Origin of the sequence: Paenibacillus pectinilyticus, assembly GCF_001700435.1 — a bacterium.
In the GTDB taxonomy this organism is placed as follows: domain Bacteria; phylum Bacillota; class Bacilli; order Paenibacillales; family NBRC-103111; genus Paenibacillus_E; species Paenibacillus_E pectinilyticus.
Window position 1 is genome coordinate 30,728 of record NZ_LYPC01000011.1, and the last position, 22,384, is coordinate 53,111.

At 47.9% G+C, this 22,384-nt stretch carries 20 protein-coding genes; 6 read left to right on the plus strand and 14 right to left on the minus strand.

Annotated features, from left to right (window positions below; genetic code table 11):
• Positions 1-235: 235 nt before the first annotated feature.
• The 4 genes from A8709_RS33975 to A8709_RS04035 form a co-directional block, all read right to left on the minus strand.
• Positions 236-1,468, minus strand: a complete 1,233-nt coding sequence (locus A8709_RS33975) for a hypothetical protein (protein ID WP_208607634.1) — start codon at positions 1,466-1,468, stop codon at positions 236-238.
• Positions 1,469-1,534: 66 nt separating this feature from the next.
• Entirely contained in the window at positions 1,535-2,491 is a 957-nt protein-coding gene (locus A8709_RS04025; protein ID WP_065850908.1) for an ABC transporter permease subunit, read from the minus strand.
• Entirely contained in the window at positions 2,488-3,567 is a 1,080-nt protein-coding gene (locus tag A8709_RS04030) for an ABC transporter permease subunit (protein WP_065850909.1), read from the minus strand. The genes A8709_RS04025 and A8709_RS04030 overlap by 4 nt, the downstream gene beginning before the upstream one ends.
• A 151-nt stretch (positions 3,568-3,718) precedes the next feature.
• Positions 3,719-5,434 (minus strand): ABC transporter ATP-binding protein, encoded by a 1,716-nt coding sequence (locus A8709_RS04035; protein ID WP_065850910.1) that lies wholly within the window; start codon positions 5,432-5,434, stop codon positions 3,719-3,721.
• A 129-nt stretch (positions 5,435-5,563) separates the two neighbouring features.
• On the opposite strand from A8709_RS04035, the gene A8709_RS04040 reads away from it, so the two are divergent.
• The gene (locus tag A8709_RS04040; RefSeq protein ID WP_065850911.1) at positions 5,564-6,346 is read left to right on the plus strand and encodes a lipase family protein; all 783 of its coding nucleotides are present in this window, start codon (positions 5,564-5,566) and stop codon (positions 6,344-6,346) included.
• Positions 6,347-6,395: 49 nt separating this feature from the next.
• Here the strand turns inward: A8709_RS04040 and A8709_RS04045 are convergent, their stop codons facing one another.
• The 6 genes from A8709_RS04045 to cysK form a co-directional block, all read right to left on the minus strand.
• Positions 6,396-6,866, minus strand: coding sequence for a DinB family protein (locus A8709_RS04045; RefSeq protein WP_065850912.1), 471 nt, complete (start codon positions 6,864-6,866; stop codon positions 6,396-6,398).
• 30 nt (positions 6,867-6,896) lie between these two features.
• A complete protein-coding gene (locus A8709_RS04050; protein ID WP_065850913.1) occupies positions 6,897-7,406 on the minus strand; it encodes a HugZ family pyridoxamine 5'-phosphate oxidase in 510 nt (169 codons plus the stop codon).
• Positions 7,406-8,194, minus strand: coding sequence for an ABC transporter ATP-binding protein (locus A8709_RS04055; RefSeq protein WP_065850914.1), 789 nt, complete (start codon positions 8,192-8,194; stop codon positions 7,406-7,408). The genes A8709_RS04050 and A8709_RS04055 overlap by 1 nt, the downstream gene beginning before the upstream one ends.
• On the minus strand, positions 8,187-9,188 hold the full coding sequence (locus A8709_RS04060) for a FecCD family ABC transporter permease (protein WP_065850915.1): 1,002 nt from the start codon (positions 9,186-9,188) through the stop codon (positions 8,187-8,189). Before A8709_RS04060 ends, A8709_RS04055 begins: the two co-directional genes overlap by 8 nt.
• 18 nt (positions 9,189-9,206) lie before the next feature.
• Entirely contained in the window at positions 9,207-10,211 is a 1,005-nt protein-coding gene (locus A8709_RS04065; protein ID WP_065850916.1) for an ABC transporter substrate-binding protein, read from the minus strand.
• Between the two features lie 191 nt (positions 10,212-10,402).
• Entirely contained in the window at positions 10,403-11,341 is a 939-nt protein-coding gene (gene cysK / locus A8709_RS04070; protein ID WP_065850917.1) for a cysteine synthase A, read from the minus strand.
• Positions 11,342-11,569: 228 nt separating this feature from the next.
• Between cysK and A8709_RS04075 the strand changes: the two genes are divergently transcribed.
• From A8709_RS04075 to A8709_RS04085, 3 genes are all read left to right on the plus strand, one after another.
• Positions 11,570-12,232, plus strand: coding sequence for a hypothetical protein (locus tag A8709_RS04075; RefSeq protein ID WP_065850918.1), 663 nt, complete (start codon positions 11,570-11,572; stop codon positions 12,230-12,232).
• 547 nt (positions 12,233-12,779) lie between these two features.
• Positions 12,780-13,538, plus strand: coding sequence for an exodeoxyribonuclease III (locus tag A8709_RS04080; RefSeq protein WP_065850919.1), 759 nt, complete (start codon positions 12,780-12,782; stop codon positions 13,536-13,538).
• 188 nt (positions 13,539-13,726) lie between these two features.
• Positions 13,727-14,338, plus strand: coding sequence for a DUF2306 domain-containing protein (locus tag A8709_RS04085; RefSeq protein WP_167356996.1), 612 nt, complete (start codon positions 13,727-13,729; stop codon positions 14,336-14,338).
• A 79-nt stretch (positions 14,339-14,417) separates the two neighbouring features.
• Here A8709_RS04085 and A8709_RS04090 read toward each other — a convergent pair whose 3' ends face one another.
• Together A8709_RS04090 and A8709_RS04095 are read right to left on the minus strand one after the other, a co-directional pair.
• Positions 14,418-14,810: a VOC family protein gene (locus tag A8709_RS04090; protein ID WP_065850920.1), complete on the minus strand. Its 393-nt coding sequence runs from the start codon at positions 14,808-14,810 to the stop codon at positions 14,418-14,420.
• A 98-nt stretch (positions 14,811-14,908) separates the two neighbouring features.
• A complete protein-coding gene (locus A8709_RS04095) occupies positions 14,909-15,799 on the minus strand; it encodes a LysR family transcriptional regulator (protein ID WP_065850921.1) in 891 nt (296 codons plus the stop codon).
• 157 nt (positions 15,800-15,956) lie between these two features.
• Here A8709_RS04095 and A8709_RS04100 point away from each other — a divergent pair, with 157 nt between their 5' ends.
• Positions 15,957-18,140: a YhgE/Pip family protein gene (locus A8709_RS04100; RefSeq protein WP_065850922.1), complete on the plus strand. Its 2,184-nt coding sequence runs from the start codon at positions 15,957-15,959 to the stop codon at positions 18,138-18,140.
• Between the two features lie 57 nt (positions 18,141-18,197).
• On the opposite strand, the gene A8709_RS04105 is transcribed toward A8709_RS04100, so the two are convergent.
• Both A8709_RS04105 and A8709_RS04110 read right to left on the minus strand, forming a co-directional pair.
• On the minus strand, positions 18,198-19,769 hold the full coding sequence (locus A8709_RS04105; protein ID WP_065850923.1) for an ABC-F family ATP-binding cassette domain-containing protein: 1,572 nt from the start codon (positions 19,767-19,769) through the stop codon (positions 18,198-18,200).
• 271 nt (positions 19,770-20,040) lie between these two features.
• The gene (locus A8709_RS04110) at positions 20,041-21,531 is read right to left on the minus strand and encodes a DHA2 family efflux MFS transporter permease subunit (RefSeq protein WP_065850924.1); all 1,491 of its coding nucleotides are present in this window, start codon (positions 21,529-21,531) and stop codon (positions 20,041-20,043) included.
• A 220-nt stretch (positions 21,532-21,751) separates the two neighbouring features.
• On the opposite strand from A8709_RS04110, the gene A8709_RS04115 reads away from it, so the two are divergent.
• Complete coding sequence (locus A8709_RS04115) at positions 21,752-22,345, plus strand: TetR/AcrR family transcriptional regulator (protein ID WP_065850925.1); 594 nt, start codon at positions 21,752-21,754, stop codon at positions 22,343-22,345.
• The last annotated feature ends 39 nt before the right edge of the window (positions 22,346-22,384 follow it).

The window sequence follows — 22,384 nt, forward strand, 5'->3', positions numbered from 1 at the left end:
TCTCTCTCCATAATAAATGGAAAACATCCATCTAAATCTACGATTTATCTTCGAAAAAGTAAAATAACTGGAAAACATGTAGGTAATTCGTCAATATTTCCGAAAAAAGAACAAAACCTCTGAAATTAGCTACATAATATCCATCTATTCGTATTTTCCATTCCAAAATGGCATAAATAACTGGAGCTTTTCCAGTTATTTAGTGATGCTGCAAGTGGCTGTGCCTGTGTCGTGCTCATACCAGGGTTTTTGTTTCTGGTTTCTGGTTTCTGGTTTCTGGTTTCTGGTTTCTGGCTTCTGTGGTCTGGGGGCTGTGGGCTGGTACGGGGTTGGGGTTCAGGTTCAGGTTCAGGTTCAGGTTCAGGTTCAGGTTCAGGTTCAGGTTCAGGTTCAGGTTCAGGTTCAGGTTCAGGTTCAGGTTCAGGTTCAGGTTCAGGTTCAGGTTCAGGTTCAGGTTCAGGTTCAGGTTCAGGTTCAGGTTCAGGTTCAGGTTCAGGTTCAGGTTCAGGTTCAGGTTCAGGTTCAGGTTCAGGTTCAGGTTCAGGTTCAGGTTCAGGTTCAGGTTCAGGTTCAGGTTCAGGTTCAGGTTCAGGTTCAGGTTCAGGTTCAGGTTCAGGTTCAGGTTCAGGTTCAGGTTCAGGTTCAGGTTCAGGTTCAGGTTCAGGTTCAGGTTCAGGTTCAGGTTCAGGTTCAGGTTCAGGTTCAGGTTCAGGTTCAGGTTCAGGTTCAGGTTCAGGTTCAGGTTCAGGTTCAGGTTCAGGTTCAGGTTCAGGTTCAGGTTCAGGTTCAGGTTCAGGTTCAGGTTCAGGTTCAGGTTCAGGTTCAGGTTCAGGTTCAGGTTCAGGTTCAGGTTCAGGTTCAGGTTCAGGTTCAGGTTCAGGTTCAGGTTCAGGTTCAGGTTCAGGTTCAGGTTCAGGTTCAGGTTCAGGTTCAGGTTCAGGTTCAGGTTCAGGTTCAGGTTCAGGTTCAGGTTCAGGTTCAGGTTCAGGTTCAGGTTCAGGTTCAGGTTCAGGTTCAGGTTCAGGTTCAGGTTCAGGTTCAGGTTCAGGTTCAGGTTCAGGTTCAGGTTCAGGTTCAGGTTCAGGTTCAGGTTCAGGTTCAGGTTCAGGTTCAGGTTCAGGTTCAGGTTCAGGTTCAGGTTCAGGTTCAGGTTCAGGTTCAGGTTCAGGTTCAGGTTCAGGTTCAGGTTCAGGTTCAGGTTCAGGTTCAGGTTCAGGTTCAGGTTCAGGTTCAGGTTCAGGTTCAGGTTCAGGTTCAGGTTCGAGTTCGGGTTCGGGTTCCGATTGGGGTTGAGGTTCAGTTCGTGGTTCGAAAGTGCGTCTACATCTGTATCTAGATTTGTGTCTGATACTGGGGCTGAGGTTGTGCCTACATCTACATCTACATCTACATCTACATCTACATCTACTTCTACATCTACGTTTACATCTACGTCTCTACCTTCGCCCGCGCTCTCGCCCTGCCACAAACCTCTCCCCCCAACACAAAAAAGCCGAGCCCCATCCATCGGATGAATACTCGACTTTCATTAGAGCTACATGAGCTGCCGCTCCTCGCCATATCGGCGTTTGAGCTGACTTAAGAAAAACTGCAAAGAGAGGAACAACAGCGCAAAGCTGGTGCCCGCACTGAGAATAATCCACGGATGCAATCGAATGTAACGCGAGCCGTAGGCAATCAGCGACAACCATTCGCCGGAAGTGCTGATCGTGATCTTGAAGCCTGCTTCCTCGTCGCCAATGGTCTCCGTGCCGCCGAGCACGATATTGAACACGGCGAGCTGCCCGAGCAGGAAGAGCACCTGCATGAATTCACTTAGAAAAATGAAGGACATTTCATTTCTCATTGAAGGGACGATATGCCGAAGCGTCCGGTGCCAGAACGAACCGCCCATGAGGCGGGAGGCTTCGATGAACATTTTGCCACTATAATAGCGTGTCCGATCTGCAATCTGGTGAGCTAGCGGAAACACGCCAATCAGCGTTATGAGTATGACGAAGGTGACTGTGAACAATAGCTTGCTGTGCGGATCCGCTTTGGCCCCGAGATCGAGCCTGAGCCCATAATACATACCCGCTAGCGGTGGATAGAGGAAAATAAAGGCCGGCACCGATGCAACTGCCCACTGCAGGGAACGGAGTAAGCCTCGCCCTTTGCCGGTCATTCCACTCCATAACCCCCAAGGCAGAGCAAATGCGAAACGAAGCAGAGTCAGGCCGAGCGCCGTACCTAGGGTGTATTTTAACCCATTCAATAATAAGCTGAGCATGTCGAAGCCCCGGTGATCGGTCCCCAGCAGAAAGGTGCTATTCGGCACGTAAGGTGGGATACTGTATCTGGTTTTGCCGTTTTCTTGGTATTGGATCATGTTGATTTTATCCTCGGGCGAAATGCCATGAGGCTTTAACCAGGAACCGAACACCATCACGATCAGGAACACGGCTAAGAAAGCGATAGAAATATAAAAAGCGGTAGAAGGGCGTTTTCTCATACTCCAGCGACCTCCTCGGTACGAACCACAAAGTGCTTACGCAGCAAGGCATATAGGATATGAAACGCCATCGCAACCAACCCAAGCACCACGCAAATCGAAGACATGGAGGAAATCCCTTGATAGGTAGGCAAAATAATAAAGCCCCCCAACCCGCCGATTCCGCAAATCGCCTCAGCTACCGCCATACTTGCCAGCGCTAGCGTCGTCGCTTTAGGTAAAATCGCCAGCATATCCTCCATCACGTTGCGCAGGACATGGGAGAAGAGCACCTCACGCCGGGTTAGCCCTTTGGCCAATGCGGTTACCACATAGTCCTGCCCTAGCTCACGCTTGATCGCAACACGCAAAGTTCCATACATGGTTACGGATGGAATCAACGCAATCGTTAGAAAAGGAATGAGGAACGGTGTTCGATTGCCCACCTGAACAATGAGCAGCACATAGTGGCCGACGAACTTCGTAGCGTATATGGCTCCCAATTGAATCAGCACGATGAGGAAGAAATCCGGCAATCCAACCAATAAAGCATGAATACCATCCAATACAGCGCCAATTCGCTTCGTAACGGAAGCCCACAGAGCAACTAGCGTACTGAGCATAATCGCAAGCACTAAGCCAGGTATGAAATACGTGCAGGTTTTCAGCAGCATCTGCGGGATCGCGTGTGCGATCGTTACCTCTTTGCGCGTATACGGATCGCGGTATTTGCCAAGGTCACCACGCAGAAATAAATTCTTCACCTGAGCTTTCACCGTATACGTATAATAACGCCACGAAATGATAGGAGCATCCAGCGGAACGACTGAGGATCGCAATACCCCTTTAATCGTCATCGCTGTACCTTGGTACTCAAAGTACTTGCCATAGGGTACTTCTAGCAGCCCATTTTTCTCATTCAAAATCCGACTGCCAGGCAGCATCTCACTAAGCTTCTGCATACTTATGCTCGCATTGACCGTCACCTTGATCTGATCCGGCTGAACCGACAAGAACATCTGCCTGATATTACTCAGCAAGAAGATACCGATCAGCGTAATGACACCTAGCAACAGCCATCGTCCTATCGACTTCAACCCGTGTTCCCCCATTCATTATTTACCATTGGTGAAATAGTTTCATATGGTCATAGTTTAACATGAAGGATTTGGGAAGGACTAGTAGATTCAGCCAAAAAGAAAAAAACTCCCACCTCCCACAGGAACTGGGAAGTGAAAGTTTCCAATCTTAAGAACTAAACTGCGCCTGGTGCAAGCGGCTGTACACACCGCCCACAGCGATAAGTTCTTCATGCGCGCCTTGCTCAGTAATCCCTTGCTCCGTGACAACGACGATGCGATCCGCGTTCTTAATCGTCGCGAGGCGGTGCGCAATGACGAGCGTCGTGCGGCCCTTCGACAGCTCCGCCAAGGACTGCTGGATCGCCGCTTCAGTCTCGGTATCCAGCGCCGATGTCGCCTCATCTAAAATGAGAATCGGCGGATTCTTCAAGAACATGCGCGCGATCGCGAGGCGCTGCTTCTGCCCCCCGGAGAGCTTGACGCCGCGCTCTCCGATGACCGTATCGAGTCCCTTTGGCTGGGACTCGATATACCCCTGCAGCTGCGCGCGCCGCGCAGCGTCCCAGATCTCCGCATCCGTCGCACCCAGCTTGCCGTACGCAATGTTCTCCCGCATCGTGCCGGAGAACAGGAACACATCCTGCTGCACGATGCCGATTTGGCGGCGCAGCGATTCCAGCTCGATATTGCGGATATCGAGGCCGTCAATGGCGATGCTGCCTTCGCTGACGTCGTAGAAGCGCGGCAGCAAGGAACAGATCGTCGTTTTGCCTGCGCCGGAAGGCCCGACGAAAGCGACCGTTTCCCCCGCGCGGATGGAGAGGGAGATGTTATTCAACACGCGGGCTTCGTCCCCGTAACCAAAAGACACCGCGTCGAACTTGATTTGACCATGGAGATGATCCACCTTGATCGCATTAGGGCGGTCCGCCACATCAGGTTCCGTGTCGATCACTTCGACATACCGTTTGAAACCTGCAATCCCCTTCGGATAGCTCTCGATAACGTTGTTGATTTTCTGAATCGGTCCTAGGAATACATTCGTTAATAGAACGAAGGCGATGAACTCGCCATACGAAATTTGCTTGTCGATCACAAACCATGTCCCGCAGATGAGAACGAATACGGTCACCGAACGCATTAAAATGTAGCTTAAGGAGATGTTCCACGCCATGATTTTATAGGAAGCAAGCTTCGTTAGTCGGAACCTGCCATTGTTCACCTCGAACAATTTCTTTTCATGTGATTCATTCGCGAAAGCTTGTACCACACGGATTCCGCCGATATTATCTTCGACTCTGGCATTAATATCTGCGAGATCGCCCATCATGCGACGGAACGTTTTGGTCATTTTCTGATTAAAATACACAGCAATCCACAGCAAGAAAGGCACAATGACGAACGTTAGCAAGGCAAGCTTTACGTTAATCTGCATCATGAGCAGCAAGGCGCCAATCAGCGTCATCACAGCAATAAATAAATCCTCTGGACCATGATGCGCGACTTCACCTATCTCAAGCAAATCGTTGGCCATACGCGACATTAACTGCCCTGTCTTGTTATTGTCATAGAACCGAAAGCTCAGCTTCTGAAGATGATTAAACATCTTTTTGCGCATATCGGTTTCAATATTAATCCCCAGCTTGTGTCCCCAGTACGTAACGATAAAGTTCAGCAGTGTATTGAGCGCATAAACACCCAGCAAACCTACACACGCCCAAATAATCCAAGTCCAATTTCCTGCAGGAAGCAATTTATCGATCACCTGATTAACGGCAAGCGGGAACCCGAGCTCCAGCAAACCAGCCACCACGGCGCATGTGAAATCCAAAATAAATAAGTGCTTGTAGGGCCTATAGTACGAAAAAAAGCGTTTTAACATGTGACTTCTCCACCTTTCTGTGCCTATTATACCTGATTCATGCCATAAATAGGCAGTTGTCGGAGGACATGTATCCATTATTTTCATATGAATAGGTATATCTTATTCTGGCTGTGGGGGCATGGAATCATGTTCAGTAATGCTATGGATACACGAACTGCCCTTCGCCTCGCAGCGATGTGCGGTCAAAGCTATACCCTATTAGAACAGGGTACAGAAGGCGTGATTTTGCCGCCTAGTTATCGCATCGTCTCATCCTTCACGGCGAATTCCGCCTTTGGCGGGCGCGAATTGTTTGGCTTTATCGCTGAATCGGAGAGTCAAATTGTGATTGCTTTTCGCGGGACCTCGACGGCTTCAGATTGGATTTCTGATGCCATTGCTAGACAGACTGATTTTCCTTTTGCCAAAGAGGGCGGCCTTGTGCATCAAGGGTTTCTAGATATTTACCAGTCTGCGCGCAAACAAATCTTGGCTTCCATGAGCAAGCTTTCCCCTCAAAAACAGCTCTACCTGACAGGGCATAGCTTGGGAGGCGCACTCGCAACCTTATGCGGGGCTGACCTCGCGACGAACACCAAGTTCAAGGATCCTGCTGTATACACGTTCGGCTCACCTCGAGTCGGTAATCCTACATTTGCAAGTCAATTTAATCGTAAAACAGGCCCTCACTATCGCGTCTATAATCGCAATGACATGGTTCCCGCACTGCCGCCGCTTGTTTACAAATCACCGCGCACGGATGGGCTTTATCACTACATTCATGTAAAAAAAGCCGTTGAGCTAGACTTTCCGACAGGCTCCTTGGCAGGCAACCATGCCGTTAGCGGCTATTTCAACGAGCTGGCGAAGCTCGATCCGAAATACGCCAAGCTGATCTGCACACGGACGCCGGGCTTCTGCCCCAACTAAGAAGAGACTATGGGTAGCCCCATAGTCTCTTTTCATCTATAACAGCTGTTTAGTGAGCACTTTCTTTCACAGTAAAATGCTTCTGAATCAAGGAAATCTGTCCGGCATGAATGCCCGTATGGTACATCAATCTTCCAACCGCTTCCAGTGGTGTTGAAGATCCCATTGGTGACTCGACTGGCACTGTCCATGCCTCTTCATGCAGAGCACGCATCGCTTCAATTAAGTGGTTGTTTGATGCTGTCAGATCGTCGACCAATTCCTGCAGATTCGTGAACGTCGCCTTGGCTTTCGCACCGCCAGGACCACCGCTGGTTGAGAATTTGATCCCTTCCGGGATTTTTGCTCCAAAAAACCAATCAGCAAACATATACTCGACCTCAGCGTTATGGCGAAGCATGTATCCGATCGAAGCAGAACCCAGTTCGAGGGTCAAATCAGCCTCTGGCAGCTTTTGCACGGTTTTATGAAAACGGCCTTGAATCGCGTTCCAGATGGGCAGTACAGTTTCAAAACTCATAGTGGTAACACGTCCTTTCTTCGCATACGATTAGGATGATTTCGCTGGTTGGTGACCATCTCTAGCTACATGATCAAACTTCGTCCCTGCTAAGTCGATATCGAACGCTTGACCGAAGCCAGCTACATAGCGGCCTTCTAATGTCGTAAGCTCAAACAACGAGAAGTCGAGTGTTTTTAGAACGTTAATCATTGGCTTGCCAAAACGCTCACCGAACAACTCGAAAATATCTTCCTTGTCTTCATTTCCAACATTAACGGCGTTACATACGAAACGTGCACGTTGTCTTGCAAACAGATTCTCTGTTGAAGCTTCATCTTCAATTAACATCACGTCAACCGAAGGATTCGCTTCCATGTAGCGGAAATGATTGGCGATTCGACTAATAAAGATGTACAGTTTCCCATCCTTTTTCACAAAAGGCGCATACGATACGAAAGGCTTACCGTTGTCATCCACCGTGCTCAGCATGACCGTTTTCAAGCTGTCTGTGAATTTGAGGTACTGTAACTTGCTAAGTTCTTGGTCCAATTGTTTCATTAGGATACACCCCTGCTTTTATTTAATATATGGATGCGGGGTCCCGCACCATTGGATGAGTATTGAATATCTGATTCCACATCGTAAACTTCTCGGAGCAGATCGCTTGTGAACACATCTTGCGGCTTCCCATACTTGTGGCGCTTGCCATTCTTCAGCACACAAATGTTGTCGCTGTAACTGCTTGCATGATTCAGATCATGCAACACCATGACCACGGTTAGGTTCAATTCTTGATTTAGCTTGCGGACAAGCTCCAGCACATCCAGTTGATGCGAAATGTCTAGATAGGTCGTAGGCTCATCCAAAAGCAGCACCTTCGGACGCTGTGCCAACGCCATAGCAATCCAAGCACGCTGTGCTTCCCCGCCGGATAAGGAGTTGACGAGGCGATCCTTGTAGCTGGTCATCCCCGTTTGCTCTAGTGCCCAGTTGATGATGTCATAATCTTCCCCATTATAACGTTCGAACCATTTCTTATGCGGCATCCGCCCATAGCCCACAAGCTCTTCAATCGTCATGTCCGCAGGGCTTGTGTTCGACTGACACAACATACACATGATGCGTGATACCTGCTTCGTACTGAGTGATTGCAGCTCTTGCTGCGCAATGCAGACACGCCCGCTTTCACATGGAATGAGTCGTGAAACCCCTTTGAGAATCGTCGATTTTCCCGAACCGTTCGGTCCGATAATCGATACCACTTCTCCCTCTTGCACATCTAGTGAGAAGTCATCCACAATCGTTCTCTCTCCGTACCGAATTGTTAAGGACTGTACATCAAGCACGGCTTGCTTCCCCCTTTCGCATGAGATACAGGAAATAAGGACCTCCAACCATCGCCATCACAATACCAGAAGGTATTTCTAATGGTGCAAATACCGTTCGTCCGAGCGTGTCTGCGATTAGCAGAATGAGTGCGCCCAGCACGACACTGAGCGGAAGCATAACGCGATAATCGGAGCCGATCAGCATGCGTGCGATGTGCGGGACGATCAGTCCCACGAACCCAACTAGCCCAACCGTAGAGACAGAAACTGCTGCTAAGTAGACAGCGACGAAGGAGAGCATGAAACGGATACGTGTCAGGTTCTGGCCTAAGTTATGCGCAGCTTGTTCGCCTAATCGTAAGATGTTCGCTTGACGAATACAGAGTAAAGCAGCGATCCACCCGATGATCGAATAAGGGAAAATGGTAAGCACACCGTCCATCCCTTTACCCGAAAGGCTCCCGTTCAACCATTGCAGTGCAGCAGGCAGCTTATCGCTATATAAAATAGAGAGAAGCCCGATGACGCCTCCGAATACCGCATTGACGGCGACCCCGGACAAAATAACCCTGATGGGGGCGAACCCCGTTCGCTTACTCCATGCCCACATGTAAACCATGATTGCGGCTAATCCGCCTCCAATAATGGCCGCTAGCGGCACCAAGGCGTAGAGACTTGGAAACACAAGAATAATGAGCAGCACAGCAACTGCAGCGCCGCTCGATACACCCGTTAGTCCAGGATCAGCCAATGGATTTAGCAGAACAGCTTGGAGTAATGCACCAGATGCTGCTAAATTGGATCCAATGACTAAGGCAAGAAAAACTCTGGGGATACGAATATCCCACAGAATCGTTTGATTGGAGCCATCTCCATGACCGAACACGGTCATGATGGTATCCACTGGTGAAATACGGACGCTGCCTAGGCCGATGGAAAGCAAGGTAGCTACGAGAAGCAGCACACATGCGATCCCTATGTAAGTGACTTTTCTTTTCTGCTTCTCGACCACGAATGCATTCCCCCGGAATTATTTGTACAGAACTTGTCCTAGATCTTTGAAGGCTGCAGGTGCGTTAATGATAGATGCAATCCCGTATAGGTTATAATCCAGTGATTTGAATTTACCGTTTTTGAATGCGTTCAATTTCTCCCAAGCGCCGTTCTTTTTCAAGTCTTCTTCGAATTTCTTAGCTACCGCTGCAGGGTCGCCATGCGCTACCAACAAAATAGCATCTGGATTAGCCGTTACAATGCTTTCCATGTTCAACGGAACATAAGCGTCTTTCAGTTTGAGCACATCCGATACCACGTTGGACGCACCCAGTTGTTTAACCAAGCTTCCTGTGAATGTGTTCTCGTTCATAAACATCAATGATTCTGCGGATCCGAAAAGGATAAGTACTTTCGGTGCTGGTTTACCTTTGCCTAGTTCACGTGCTGCCGCTTCTTCGGTCGTTGTTTTCTCAATGACAGCCGTTGCTTTCGCTTCTTGCTTGAATAATCTGCCTAGTACGACAGTCGACAGCTTCAACTCGTCTAGGGAATCAACAGGAATGTAAGCTGTAGGCAGCTTCGCAGGAACGAACTGTTTTTCTAAGCTATCTTTGATGGAAGCTGGCCCAAGAATAACGTCAGGCGTTAGCTTAGCGATTTGCTCCAGATCTGGCGCGTGTGATGTTCCAATTTTCGTGATGTTCGCATAAGCCGCAGGCATTTTACTTGCTGTTGTTGGAACACCAACCGGCATAACGCCAAGCTCATTAAGAATTTCTGAAATACCTACGGAAACAGTTACGACTTTCGAAGGGTTTTGCGTTTTGAATTGTGCCAGAAGCTCCGTTGCTTTCGCTTCATCGATGGCTACTTTCGGCGCTGCGCTTGGTGCTGGTGTCGCTGCAGGCGTTGCTGCCGCTTTCGCTACAGCACTAGCTGCAGGTGTTGCTGTTGTTTCGGTTTTGGTTCCTTGACCACATGCCGCTGTCAACGACAGCAAAAGTACGGCCATACCTATTTTGACGGATGCCTGTTTCATAATTGTTAAAATCCCCCTATGTAATTGATAATGATTTTCATTATTATTATAGTGATAATGATAATTGTTTTCAATAGGAATTTTATTGTCGTATTTTGAGGTGTGCGTATTCGCTAAATTTCAGCATGCAAAAAACCGTGAAAGGTGCGCTTTCGCTACCCTTCACGGTCTATGTGATTCCACTATGTTAGTTATTCGGTATCTGCAAAAAGAGCTGACGACAAATACCGCTCTCCGGTATCCGGCAAAATGACAACGATGGTCTTCCCTTTATTCTCAGGTCGCTTCGCTAGTTGAACCGCTGCAAACGCAGCCGCCCCGGAGGAAATGCCGACGAGCAGCCCTTCGCTTTTGGCTAACTGGCGCGCCGTCTCCATCGCCTCCTCATTGCTAACGGTGAGGATTTCATCCACAACCGCTCGGTTGAAGTTGTCCGGCACGAAGCCGGCGCCGATGCCCTGAATCTGGTGCACGCCACGTGTACCACCTGATAGTACGGGGGAATCTGCAGGCTCAACCGCCACAATTTGAACGTCAGAGTTGCGCTCTTTCAGGATTTCACCGACACCCGTAATGGTTCCGCCGGAACCCACGCCAGCTACAAATATATCAACACGCCCATCCGTATCACGCCAGATTTCCTCCGCCGTTGTCGTCCGATGAACGTCGGGATTGGCTGGGTTACTGAACTGCTGCGGGATGTACGAGTTAGGGAAAGCAGCTGCTAGTTCCTCCGCTTTTCGAATCGCCCCTTGCATCCCTTCAGCCGCCGGTGTGAGCACCAGCTCTGCGCCTAGTGCCTTTACGATTTTCCTCCGCTCTGCGCTGAATGAATCCGGCAAAATGATAATCAACCGGTAGCCTAATGCAGCCGCTGCAAAAGCAAGTCCGATCCCCGTATTACCGCTTGTCGGCTCGATGATGACGGTATCTGCATTGATTTTGCCCGTGCGCTCCGCTTCCTTCAGCATGGCGTAGCCAATGCGATCCTTCACGCTGCCTGCTGGGTTGAAATACTCTAATTTCGCGACAATCCGTGCCTCTATTTCTTGCCTTTTATTGAAATTCCACAGCTCTAACAGCGGCGTATTGCCGATGAGCTCGGTTAAATTATTATATATTTTGGTCATGGGGAACCCTCGCTTTCACACATGAAATTAAACCTATGAACTTACTCGGATAAGTGGATTATACCATCTCGTGAGAGGGAAATATAATCAATAATCTTGATGAGAAGGTGCGGTATTTTCTTATAATGGAGGATTTGATATACTCGATTAGAGACGAGGAACGTCCTTTTGCCAATTTGGCGAGAGGGCGTTTTTTATTTTATCCGGGGAGAAGCGAGGTTGTGAGATTTGGATTTTGAATTGGCACATAGCATTTTTATTGAGAAACATATGGCTCTGCGAAGTGGTGAGTGGAAAGGGCGACTCGCACGAGGGCACAACTATGCGGAAAAGCTTTTTCTGCAGCAAGTCTGGTACCCATTGTTCCAGCATTTTGACCATCTCCATCCGGAGTATGAGATTTATGATTGGAATCGTAAATCCCAGTTTATCGATTTCGCTTATCTGACACCTTTTGGGCGATTCGGGATCGAATGCGATGGATTTCAGAGTCATGTCAAAGATATGGATCGAGAGAAGTTCAGCTATGCGTTAAATCGAGAGACCTTTCTAACCGGTATGGGGTGGAAAATGGTTCATTTCTCCTTCGATGATATCCAGCATCGACCTGACGTATGCAGGATGCTGCTGCACATGGTAATCGGCCCACGGATGATTCGGCAGGAGGCGACGAGTTTTACTGCAATGATGGAAAAAGAAGTGCTGCGTCTAACTTGGCAACTAGGCAGCCGTGTGAGATCAAAGGATGTTATCGATCAGTTTGGTGTTGATTTTCGGACTGCCCGCAAGCGGCTTCAGGCGTTGGTTGATAAGGGCTTCTTGACGCCAGTCGTTCGCGGGGAGGACGTTCGTTATTATGAGTTGAAGGGTGTTTCGTTTGAACATTTATGATGCACATGTGAGGGGGAATTCCAGCGGATAGCTCCTTGTTTACAACAGACTTTTTCTGGACAAACCGCGATGGTGGCTATTGTACAGGTTATCCCCCGAGAGCCTCATCCCCTCCCTTCTCGGGATTGTGCGCGATCTTCCATTGGAAAAATCCAATGTAATCCAAGTCTAGAGCTCTAAAAATGCTGTTTGATTGGATTTATCCAGTGGAGACCCCTGAAATTAAGCGAATTTGGGCATGTTTTATGAATTTGATTGGATATGTCCAATCAAAGCTGATTTCGGGGAGGAAAAAACAGAATTCTACTGGATTTATCCAACGGGCAGCGGCGGGAAACAGTGTGGTTGGGTAAAGTTGGAGCTATGAGGTAATGGGGCGGCGGGACGCTGCGACAAGTTTGCATGATGAGCGTGTACCAGACGTGTGTAAGTATTTCGAGAATAACAGCAAGATTCCTTAGGTTAGGACGACCCTAGAGCCGAACATATGATACACTGATTTGGAGAAAGTTAAAATCATGATCAGAGAGTAAGGGGAACCGCGACAATGAAACTCGTATCTTGGAATGTGAACGGCTTGCGAGCCTGCGTGAATAAAGGGTTTACCGATTATTTCAAAGAGGTGGACGCTGACCTCTTCTGTCTGCAGGAAACAAAGCTGCAAGCGGGTCAAATCGACCTCGACCTCGGCGAGGGATATAAGCAATATTGGAATTATGCGGAGAAAAAAGGATATTCGGGTACGGCTGTTTTTTCAAAAGTGGAGCCACTATCTGTCCGTTACGGGATCGAGGAAGATTCTGAGCCAGAGGGCCGTATTTTAACCTTGGAATTCGAGAATTTCTACCTGGTGACGGTGTACACACCGAATGCCAAACGTGATTTATCCAGACTGCCCTATCGGTTAGAGTGGGAGGATCGGTTTCGCGACTATTTGGCGGGATTAGATGCAGTTAAGCCTGTTCTCGTCTGCGGTGATTTAAATGTCGCCCATAACGAGATTGACTTAAAAAATGCCAAAGGCAACCACAACAACTCCGGCTTCACCCTTGAGGAGCGTGGCAAAATGACGGATCTCCTAGCAGCTGGATTCATCGATACGTTCCGTCACCTTTATCCTGAGCGGACCGATATGTACTCGTGGTGGTCCAATATGCCCAGCGTGCGTGCGCGGAATGTGGGATGGCGTATCGACTATTTCCTCGCATCGGAGCGCTTAGCCCCTAAGATTATTGAAGCATCCATTGCTTGCGATATCCTGGGGAGCGATCATTGCCCTGTTGTTTTGGAGTTGGAGCTGGCTTAAGTAAGTTGACTCTGACATCACGCGTATAGCTTTGTTCCCCGCCTTAAGGAGGGGCGCCCTTTCCGACTCTAGTCGCTTCTGAAAATAACTCCCTAGATGCTATGATCGAATCAAGAAGAATCGAGTATAGTGAGGGATGCGAAGTGAAGAGAAACCGCAGAAGACGACGGAGTTGGCTGTTTGGTATCATGGCTTTTCTGGCAGTTGTTATAGGAGCTTACGCGCTATTTTTCTATGGTAATCCCGATGGTGTGAAGGATCAAGAATTTGTGACGGCCAAAGGCTCCATGCCCGATCTGTGGTACACCGTGCTGTGGATTCATGCGATATCCGCTGGATTAGCACTTGGGATTGGCTGGCTTCAATTTATTCAGAAGATTCGCCTCCGCTCACCCAACATCCACCGCGCTATTGGCTACGTGTATGCGATGATGATTACGGCTGCTGGTTTTACAGGCTTGTATTTGGCATGCTATGCCAGTGGAGGTCTGAGTGCTCAGATTGGATTCGGAGCTTTATCCGTCATGTGGCTGTATACGCTTGGCCGCAGTTTAAAAAGCATTATCATCGATCACAATCCACGCGTGCATGGTCAATGGATGCTGCGTAATTACGCGCTCTCCTGCGCGGCGATCTCCCTTCGCATCTACACGCCGCTGGCGGGTGTGTTCTGGGGGCTTACAGATACGAACGATACCTTTGGCGTTATCGCTTGGCTCTGCTGGATCCCGAATTTACTCATCGTGGAGATGATTATTCGGAGTGGTATGCGAAGGATTTCACGGCCATTGAACGTTTAAGATAGGTTCCTATGAGAAATAACCCCTTTGTATATAAAAGGGGTTTTTCCGCTTTTACTTTTTATTATTCCGCGAGCTCTTAGTTCACAGCAAAAAGGGAATGGATATTCCCATCAGGGTCCGCAAAGAAGCACGTCGTGTGCCCCCAAGACTTGGGCCTTGGCTCCGTAACCGCCGTAGCCCCTTTGGCTATGTACGTCTGATACAGTGCTTTGACTTCTTCCGGTGATTCACATTGAAAATTGAACTCAAAGGCTTGCCCTTTACGTTCTTCTATAAACGAGGGATGACCATCCGTGTTATCCGCCATGAGAGGCGTCGAGCAAATGGCCAGGCGGACACCGCTATTTTCAAACTCAACATAATCCGCTTCTTCAACTACGATTCGAAATCCGAGCACATCTCGATAGAAACTGGCTAATCGGGCAACGTCTTTGGATAACATCGTAATGCCTTCTAATTGGATCTTCATCTGGAACTCCGCCTTTCCAAGCTTTATTTCTATTATAACATGCCGGATGATAAAAGCGATCAAATGTTCTTATTTTTCTTCAAAGAGAATACAAGACATCACTCCAAATCCGCAAATAGGCGCTGTGTAAATTCTTTAATAATCGCTGATACTTCCACATCCTTTTTCGTTACACGCCACAAGTAATTCGGGGAATGACGGTACTTACCGATCGGCACCGAAACAAGCTCGCTTCTCAGCGGTTCAGGCAGCGCATTCACAATATAATCCGTCCCAATCGTGATGGCGTTTCCGCGGGTTACCATTTGCATGATCGCTTCGAGATTATTGGTTGTTAGCGCAATGCGGTTGCCCGTGTCTCCAGCGATGAGTTCACCCGCGATACGTTCAATATAGGCATCTTTATAAATAACAAACACCTCATTAGTTAACTCCGGTCCTGTTATTTCATCTAGGAATCGCAAGGGTGAGTGCTTATTAACAACAATAACGGCTTCCCCGCGAATAACAGGCTCCCACGTATAGGCTTCATCCAGATGATCCCTCGCAAAGGAAACGAATCCCATATTCGCCTCCCCTTTCATCACCTGATTCATAACCGCCGTATTATCGCCTTCGAAAAGCTGGACGTTGACATGTGGATAGATGCTCATGAAGGCAATTGTCGTACTCGTAACCAATGAAATCATGCCAGGTATGGTGGCAATCACAATATTCCCTGTATCGATTTGTTTGGAGTTGGAGAGTTCCTCCCTCATATTTCGAACATTTGAAAGAATGGTTCGTGCATATTTCATGGCCTTAAAACCATCCTGTGTAGGGACAATTCCTTTTTTGGAACGGGTAAAAAGAGTAGCCTCTAATTCATTTTCCAGTTGACTGATAGATTGACTAATCGCAGGGACGGTAATCCCATGCTTCCTAGCTGTTTCCGTAAACGATCCTGATTCCGCGGAATCAATGAAATATTGAAGTTGTATGACGTTCATCGCCAGATCATCCTTAACTTTAAGTTTAATATAATAAATTTATCTTAAATATATTTTATCATTTTATGGTGGTATTATACAGTAATTGATGCAAGGGATTATTTCCTTAGAATGAGGGAAAATAATAACTAAATTACCGTGTAAAGGAGTGCCATCATTGAAAATTTTTCAAGTATTCGCTGGCGAATTTCGGCGTTTTCTCAAGAACCCCATGATGATAATCACGTTTTTAGCCATTGGGCTTGTCCCTCTTCTATATAGCGGATTCTTAATTAAAGGGACTTGGGACCCTTATGGCCAGCTCGAAAAGCTTCCGATTGCCGTCGTCAATCTGGATCAAGGTGCTGAATTAGAAGGAAAGCCGCGCAATATCGGCAACGACTTCGTGGAAGAGTTGCATAAAAACAACAGCTTTTCGTGGGGCTTCGTGAGCGCGAAAGATGCGGCATTGGGCATGACAAACAACCAATATTATGCCACGATCACGGTTCCAGCTACCTTCTCGGCTGACGCGGCTTCCATTACGAGCACCACCCCGAAGCAGGCAGAAATTATTTATGAATCAAACAGCTTCTATAACTTTGTTGCTGGCCAACTCGGGGAAACGGCCACGAAGGAATTGAAGAACCAACTATCCAAAACTCTGACGGAAGCTTATTCCACAAGCATTCTCTCCCAATTTGAGACCATTTCAAAAGGGTTAGGTGATGCTAGTAAAGGGGCTTCCGATATTCAAACCGGTGCACAAGCGTTAAGCGACGGCATTGGCAAAGTCCAGTCCAACCTAGTCATACTAGCTAGCGGTTCCAAGCAATTGGACGATAATGTCGGGTTATTGCAAAAGGGCGCTAACCAGCTCAGCGCAGGATCACTTGAAGTCAGCAAAGGAGCAGCGTCTCTAGCGAGCGGTGCCAGCCAATTACAGGCCGCTGGCACACAGCTGGAACAAGGAGCACAGAAAACATTATCAGGCTCGTCCGATTTGGTGAAAGGGCTGCAAGCCTCGCAAACAGGAGCCGATCAGCTGGCTTCCGGGCTTACCTCCTCATCAGCAGGAAGCAAGCAGCTCGTCGAGGGTTTAACTTCTTCATCCAAAGCTAGCAGCGACTTGGCTAGTGGCTCCGAGCAGGTAGCTTCGGGTCTTGAAGCTTTCGTCGCCGCGCATAAGGAACTTGCATCAGACGCTACGGTAACGAAACTGCTCGCAGCAAGCAAACAGGTTGCAGAAGGAAACAAGAAGTTGAATGAAGCTCAGAAGCAGCTTCTCTCTGGCAGTCAGACACTAGCTACAGGTACACAGAAGCTAGAAACTGGCGCTACGCAACTGCAAGCTGGTCAGAAGCAGTTAGTGACCGGCGCCACACAGTTGCAAGCAGGGCAGCAACAACTTGCAGATGGCTTGCACACATTCAATTCGAAGCTGCCTGCATTGTCTGCTGGCGGCACTAAGCTGCAGAGCGGCGCGGCTCAAGTTAGCACAGGAGCTAGCGATCTGGCTAATGGTGTAGGGCAAATGGCCGCAGGGATTAACAAGGTGGCCAGCGGTGCCGCACAGTTAAGCGCAGGTGCCACCGAGCTTAACGCTGGTGCTCCGAAGCTCGTTGATGGCAGTGGCCAGCTAGCCACGAAGCTGAATGATGCAGCTAAAGAAACGGCCGCCGTTAAAGCCGACGATGCGACTATCAAAATGCTGGCAGAACCTGTGAAGATTACAGCCAATGACGACCGTAAGGTTAAGCTGTATGCGAACGGTATCGCTCCTTACTTTATCTCGATGGCCTTGTTTGCCGGAGCACTCGTGTTCACGACCATCTTCGCTGCAAGAACATCATCGATTCCAGGTGCTTCTGGGCTCCGATTGCTGGTTAGCAAGCTTTCAACTTTTAGCCTGATGAGTCTATTTCAATCACTCATCGCAAGCACCGTGCTTGTCTTCATTTTAGACTTAAAAGTACAGAACATCCCTTTGTTCTTCATCTTTACCTTCATTGTTGGTTTAACCTTTATGCTGATCATTCAAATGCTCGTCACTTGGTTAGACCAACCCGGCAGATTCGTCGTATTACTCATCATGATTCTCCAATTAGCGTCGAGCGCAGGAACGTTCCCGTTAGAACTGCTGCCTGATTGGGCCAAAGCACTTAATCCTTGGCTGCCTATGACGTACGCGATTCGAGGGTTCCGCTATGTGATATCCAGTGGGCAATATGCAAACATGTGGCATCAAGCAGGCTACTTGAGCATCTATCTCTTTACTGCCTTGATTCTAACTTGTGTATACTTCCTTACTCGCAAAAAGAATGATCACTCCGATGAACAATTGATGCCCGTTAAGGTGTAATAAGTGAAAAGCCGGCAACCACTCGAAAGAGGGGGTGCCGGCTTTGTTTGTTACTCCCTACAAATTCTGCTCACTAACCCCGGCCTCGGGGTCAAACGTCAGCATTTTCGTGCCGATTTTATCTATGAAAAACCGATCATGGCTGACGGTAATAACCGCACCAGGGAAATGAATCAGCGCCTGCTCCATGACCTGTATGCTCGTTAAATCGAGATGGTTCGTCGGCTCATCTAAAATGATGACAGCCGCACCGGAGAGCAGGCATTTCGCTAGCGCGACACGGGCTTTTTGCCCGCCGGATAGGTTGCCAATGAACTTGCTAAGATCCATCTCGGAGAATTGCAGCATGGCGAGGAATTTATTCACTTTCTTCCGCGGCGCATCGAGGCCGAGACCGTACGTATTCACCGCGTGACTCACGGTATCTTTCGGATTAAGCTCCTCCCACATCCGATTGAAGTAGGCGTAGCTGACGCCTTTCTCCCAGATTACTTCGCCGGACTCCGGCTTCTCCTGCCCCGTTAGCACCTTAATGAGCGTGGACTTCCCGCTTCCATTCGGGCCTACGATGACGAGGCGGTCTTCCTTTTGAATATCGAAGCTCACGTTCTGGAAAATAGTCCGCTCCTCATAGGTCTGGCCGATTGCTTTAACCTCGCATAGCTTGTCTGGAAAGCGTAGTTTCTCATATATATCCGTGATAAGAACGTTGACGGGATGCGGTTCTATGCGCTTTTTGTTATCTGCCAGTTGGCGAGATAGGCGGTCTTTGGACGACTTTTTGCTGGCGCGGCTATCGATGGCCTCATTCTCCATGAGGAGCAGCTCTTCCTCCCACTCGAATTGGCGATCCAATTCCTTCTTGCGCATCTTCTTTTTACGAATATAGTCGGTATAATTGCCTTCGTATTCCTGAAAATGATAGTTCTCGATCTCGATCGTACGCGTAACCACCTTATCGATAAACTGCCGGTCATGGGAGACGAGAATCATCGCACCTTTGAAGCGGTACAACCACTGCTCCAACCAAGTAATCCCCTCGATATCCAAGTAATTGGTCGGTTCGTCGAGCAGGACAACATCCGGCCGTTCAATAAGCATTTTGGCGAGCGCGGCGCGATTTCTCCAACCACCAGACAACTCATCAATCGGCTGATGGCGCGACCTTTCATTGAAACCCAGCTTCGTTAGTACGGTATTGATCTCAACGGACACGTTCCAGCCATCCAGGTGGTCCATTTGCTCGAATAACTCCGCCTGTCGCGTCAACAACCTGTCCATTTCACCATCGTCGGTGACCACACCAAGCTTATCGCCAACTTCCTTCAACTCCCGCTCGATCAATGCAACCTGCTCGAAACACATTTCTAGCTCTTGTTGCACAGACAAGCTTCCGGTCATTTCCGAGAATTGCGAGAAGTACCCGATGCGGATCTGTGGGTCTATGTCTACTTTGCCTGATGTCGGCTCCTCTTTCCCCATAATAAGCCTAAAAACCGTCGACTTCCCTGCACCATTTCGCCCAATTAGTCCAATTCGTTCACCTTGAGTTACCTTAAAATAAATATCGCGAAAGATTAAAGACTCTTCATATTTCTTCGTAACGTTCTCCAAACGAATTACACTCATCGCTATCACCCTTCTACGTGCATCAGTCTAGCGTGATTATATCACTTTATTGCTCTAACAATCTCCCTAGAAGGGATCAGACAGACCATCATCGCCCTTGAACAAGGCAACTACTCCCCCTCATTGGAACTGGCGCAAGAATACTTGCAAAAAAAGGTTTGGGTTATTCTAAGTTAGGAACTTCATCTTCACCTGCCTCCAAACTCAAAAAGGCCAGGAGCCACCTTTCCAAGTGGTTTCCCGGCCTTTTCTCATGCTGTAATATGGATGCTTATGATTCCATAACTGCCTTCGTATTTGTATTCGCAGGTGCCGGTGCTTCCACAGCTTGCCCCGTACGTTTAATGAAGAAGGAAAGCAACAGACCTACAATCCCAATACCGATGATAACTAGATAGGCATCATTAATACCTTGGATCATGGACTCCGTCTGCATTTGTTCTTTCGTCAGCTTAGCGCCTGTCGCGATCATGTCAGTAATGTGTGATTTGGTACTTGTCGTCATAACGGTTACCAGCAATGACGTACCAATCGCTCCTGCTACCTGTTTAATCGTGTTGGAAATGGCTGTACCATGTGCATTGAGTCTAGCAGGCAATTGGTTCAGACCCGCTGTCGTGATCGGCATCAAGAACATCGCCATACCGAAACGTCGTCCCGTGGACATCAGAACTAAGTATGTGTAACTTGTGGAATCCGTCAAATTCACGAAACCAATTGTTGTTACGATCGTAATGGCCATCCCAATAATGGATAACCACTTGGCTCCAAATTTGTCGAACAGTCTGCCTGTGACCGGCATCATGAAGCCCATTAGGAGCGCACCAGGGAGCATCAGCAAGCCGGACTCCATGGCTGTGTATCCACGCGCATTTTGCAAATAGAGAGGAAGCAGCATCATGTCTGCATACATCACCATCGTTACCGCAATATTAATAATGGTTGTAAGGGAGAACATGCTGAATTTGAATGCTCGAAGATCCAGAAGTGGGCTCTTCGCAACCAGTTGGCGCCAAGTGAACAAACCTAACGAAACAACACCCAAAATGAGAGAAACAATCACTTCTGCACTTGACCAACCTTTGCTTCCAGCGCTGCTGAAACCATACAGAAGAGCACCAAAGCCGATCGTTGAGACTACAGCGCCCCAAACATCAATTTTGGGATACGTGCGTTCCGCTACATTTTTCAAGTAGAAATACGATACTGCAATAACAATAACAGCAAATGGAATCATGCCATAAAACATCGTTTGCCACGTATAATGCTGCAAGACATAACCAGCAAGCGTCGGTCCGATTGCCGGAGCGAAAATGATTGCAAAACCTACTAATCCCATCGCAGCTCCACGCTTATCCGGAGGAAATACGGTGAGTACAACATTCATGAGCAATGGCATAATAATACCTGCACCAGCCGCCTGAATTAATCGACCAACTAGCAAAATGTCAAAGCCGTTTGCCATAGCCGATACAATGGTTCCTGCAAGGAACACAATCATGGAAGTTAGAAAGAGCTCACGCGTCGTAAACCGCTGCATGAGATAAGCAGTGATTGGAATCAAAACCCCATTCACTAACATATAGCCAGTCGTCAGCCATTGCGCGGTAGATGCTGCAATCTTAAAGTCTACCATCAACTCAGGCAACGCGACACCCATAATCGTCTGATTCAATACGGCGATGAACGCCCCCAAAATCATTACAAACAGCAAAGGACCTTTTTTAATGGAACTGCTGTCAAAAACTGCACTTGTACTCATTGTCCACATTCCTTTCAAAATATTCATCAATCTAAGCAACACTTTGTTGTATACTTAACTTCATGTAAAATACTATAATCATCTCAGATCGATTACACAAGCAACAGCTTTTCGCAATTTGTATATTAGTTTACATATTGTCCTCATTTGTTAATTTCATATGGAATAAACTACACAATATTGCCTAAGTGTCGTATATAAAGAAAGGAAATAAGCAACCATGTCTACATCATCTTCGCGTACGGATCCGCGTGTCCTTCGCACACGCCAATTGATTCGAGATGCTTTCATTGAATTGTTGCAAGAGATTGAGCTAGAGAAAATAACTGTCAATCGACTTGCTGAACGCGCCACGATTAATCGTGTTACGTTCTATCTCCATTATCGCGATATTCCCGATATGTTGGAACGCATGGCGGACGACATGGATCATGACATCCATACGATCTTAAATGATTTGAAAAAAGATGCCAATCCTGATTTTGATTGGAACATTCTAGTCAAACTGCTTGAGCATTTTGCCGAGCATGCGAAATTCTATAAAGTGGTGCTTGCGTCTAAGCGTATTGCAGTCTTTACGGAACGGCTCATGGTTCTGATGGTTGATTTGATCAACGACAGAATTGAGCATCGCGGGGCTTCCTCCCCTTCCGGTGATACATCTGTGCATATTCCCCAAGACATTGTCACTTGGTACAGCTCTTCCGCCTTCATTGGTACAATTGTCTTCTGGCTTAGTCAGGATATGCCGTATACACCGCTTTTTCTCGCGAAGCAACTCTCGTTGCTTGCTCCGTCTCCCAAAAAACCTTGATGAGCGTTATCCGACTTTGAGTCACCATCTACAGGTGAG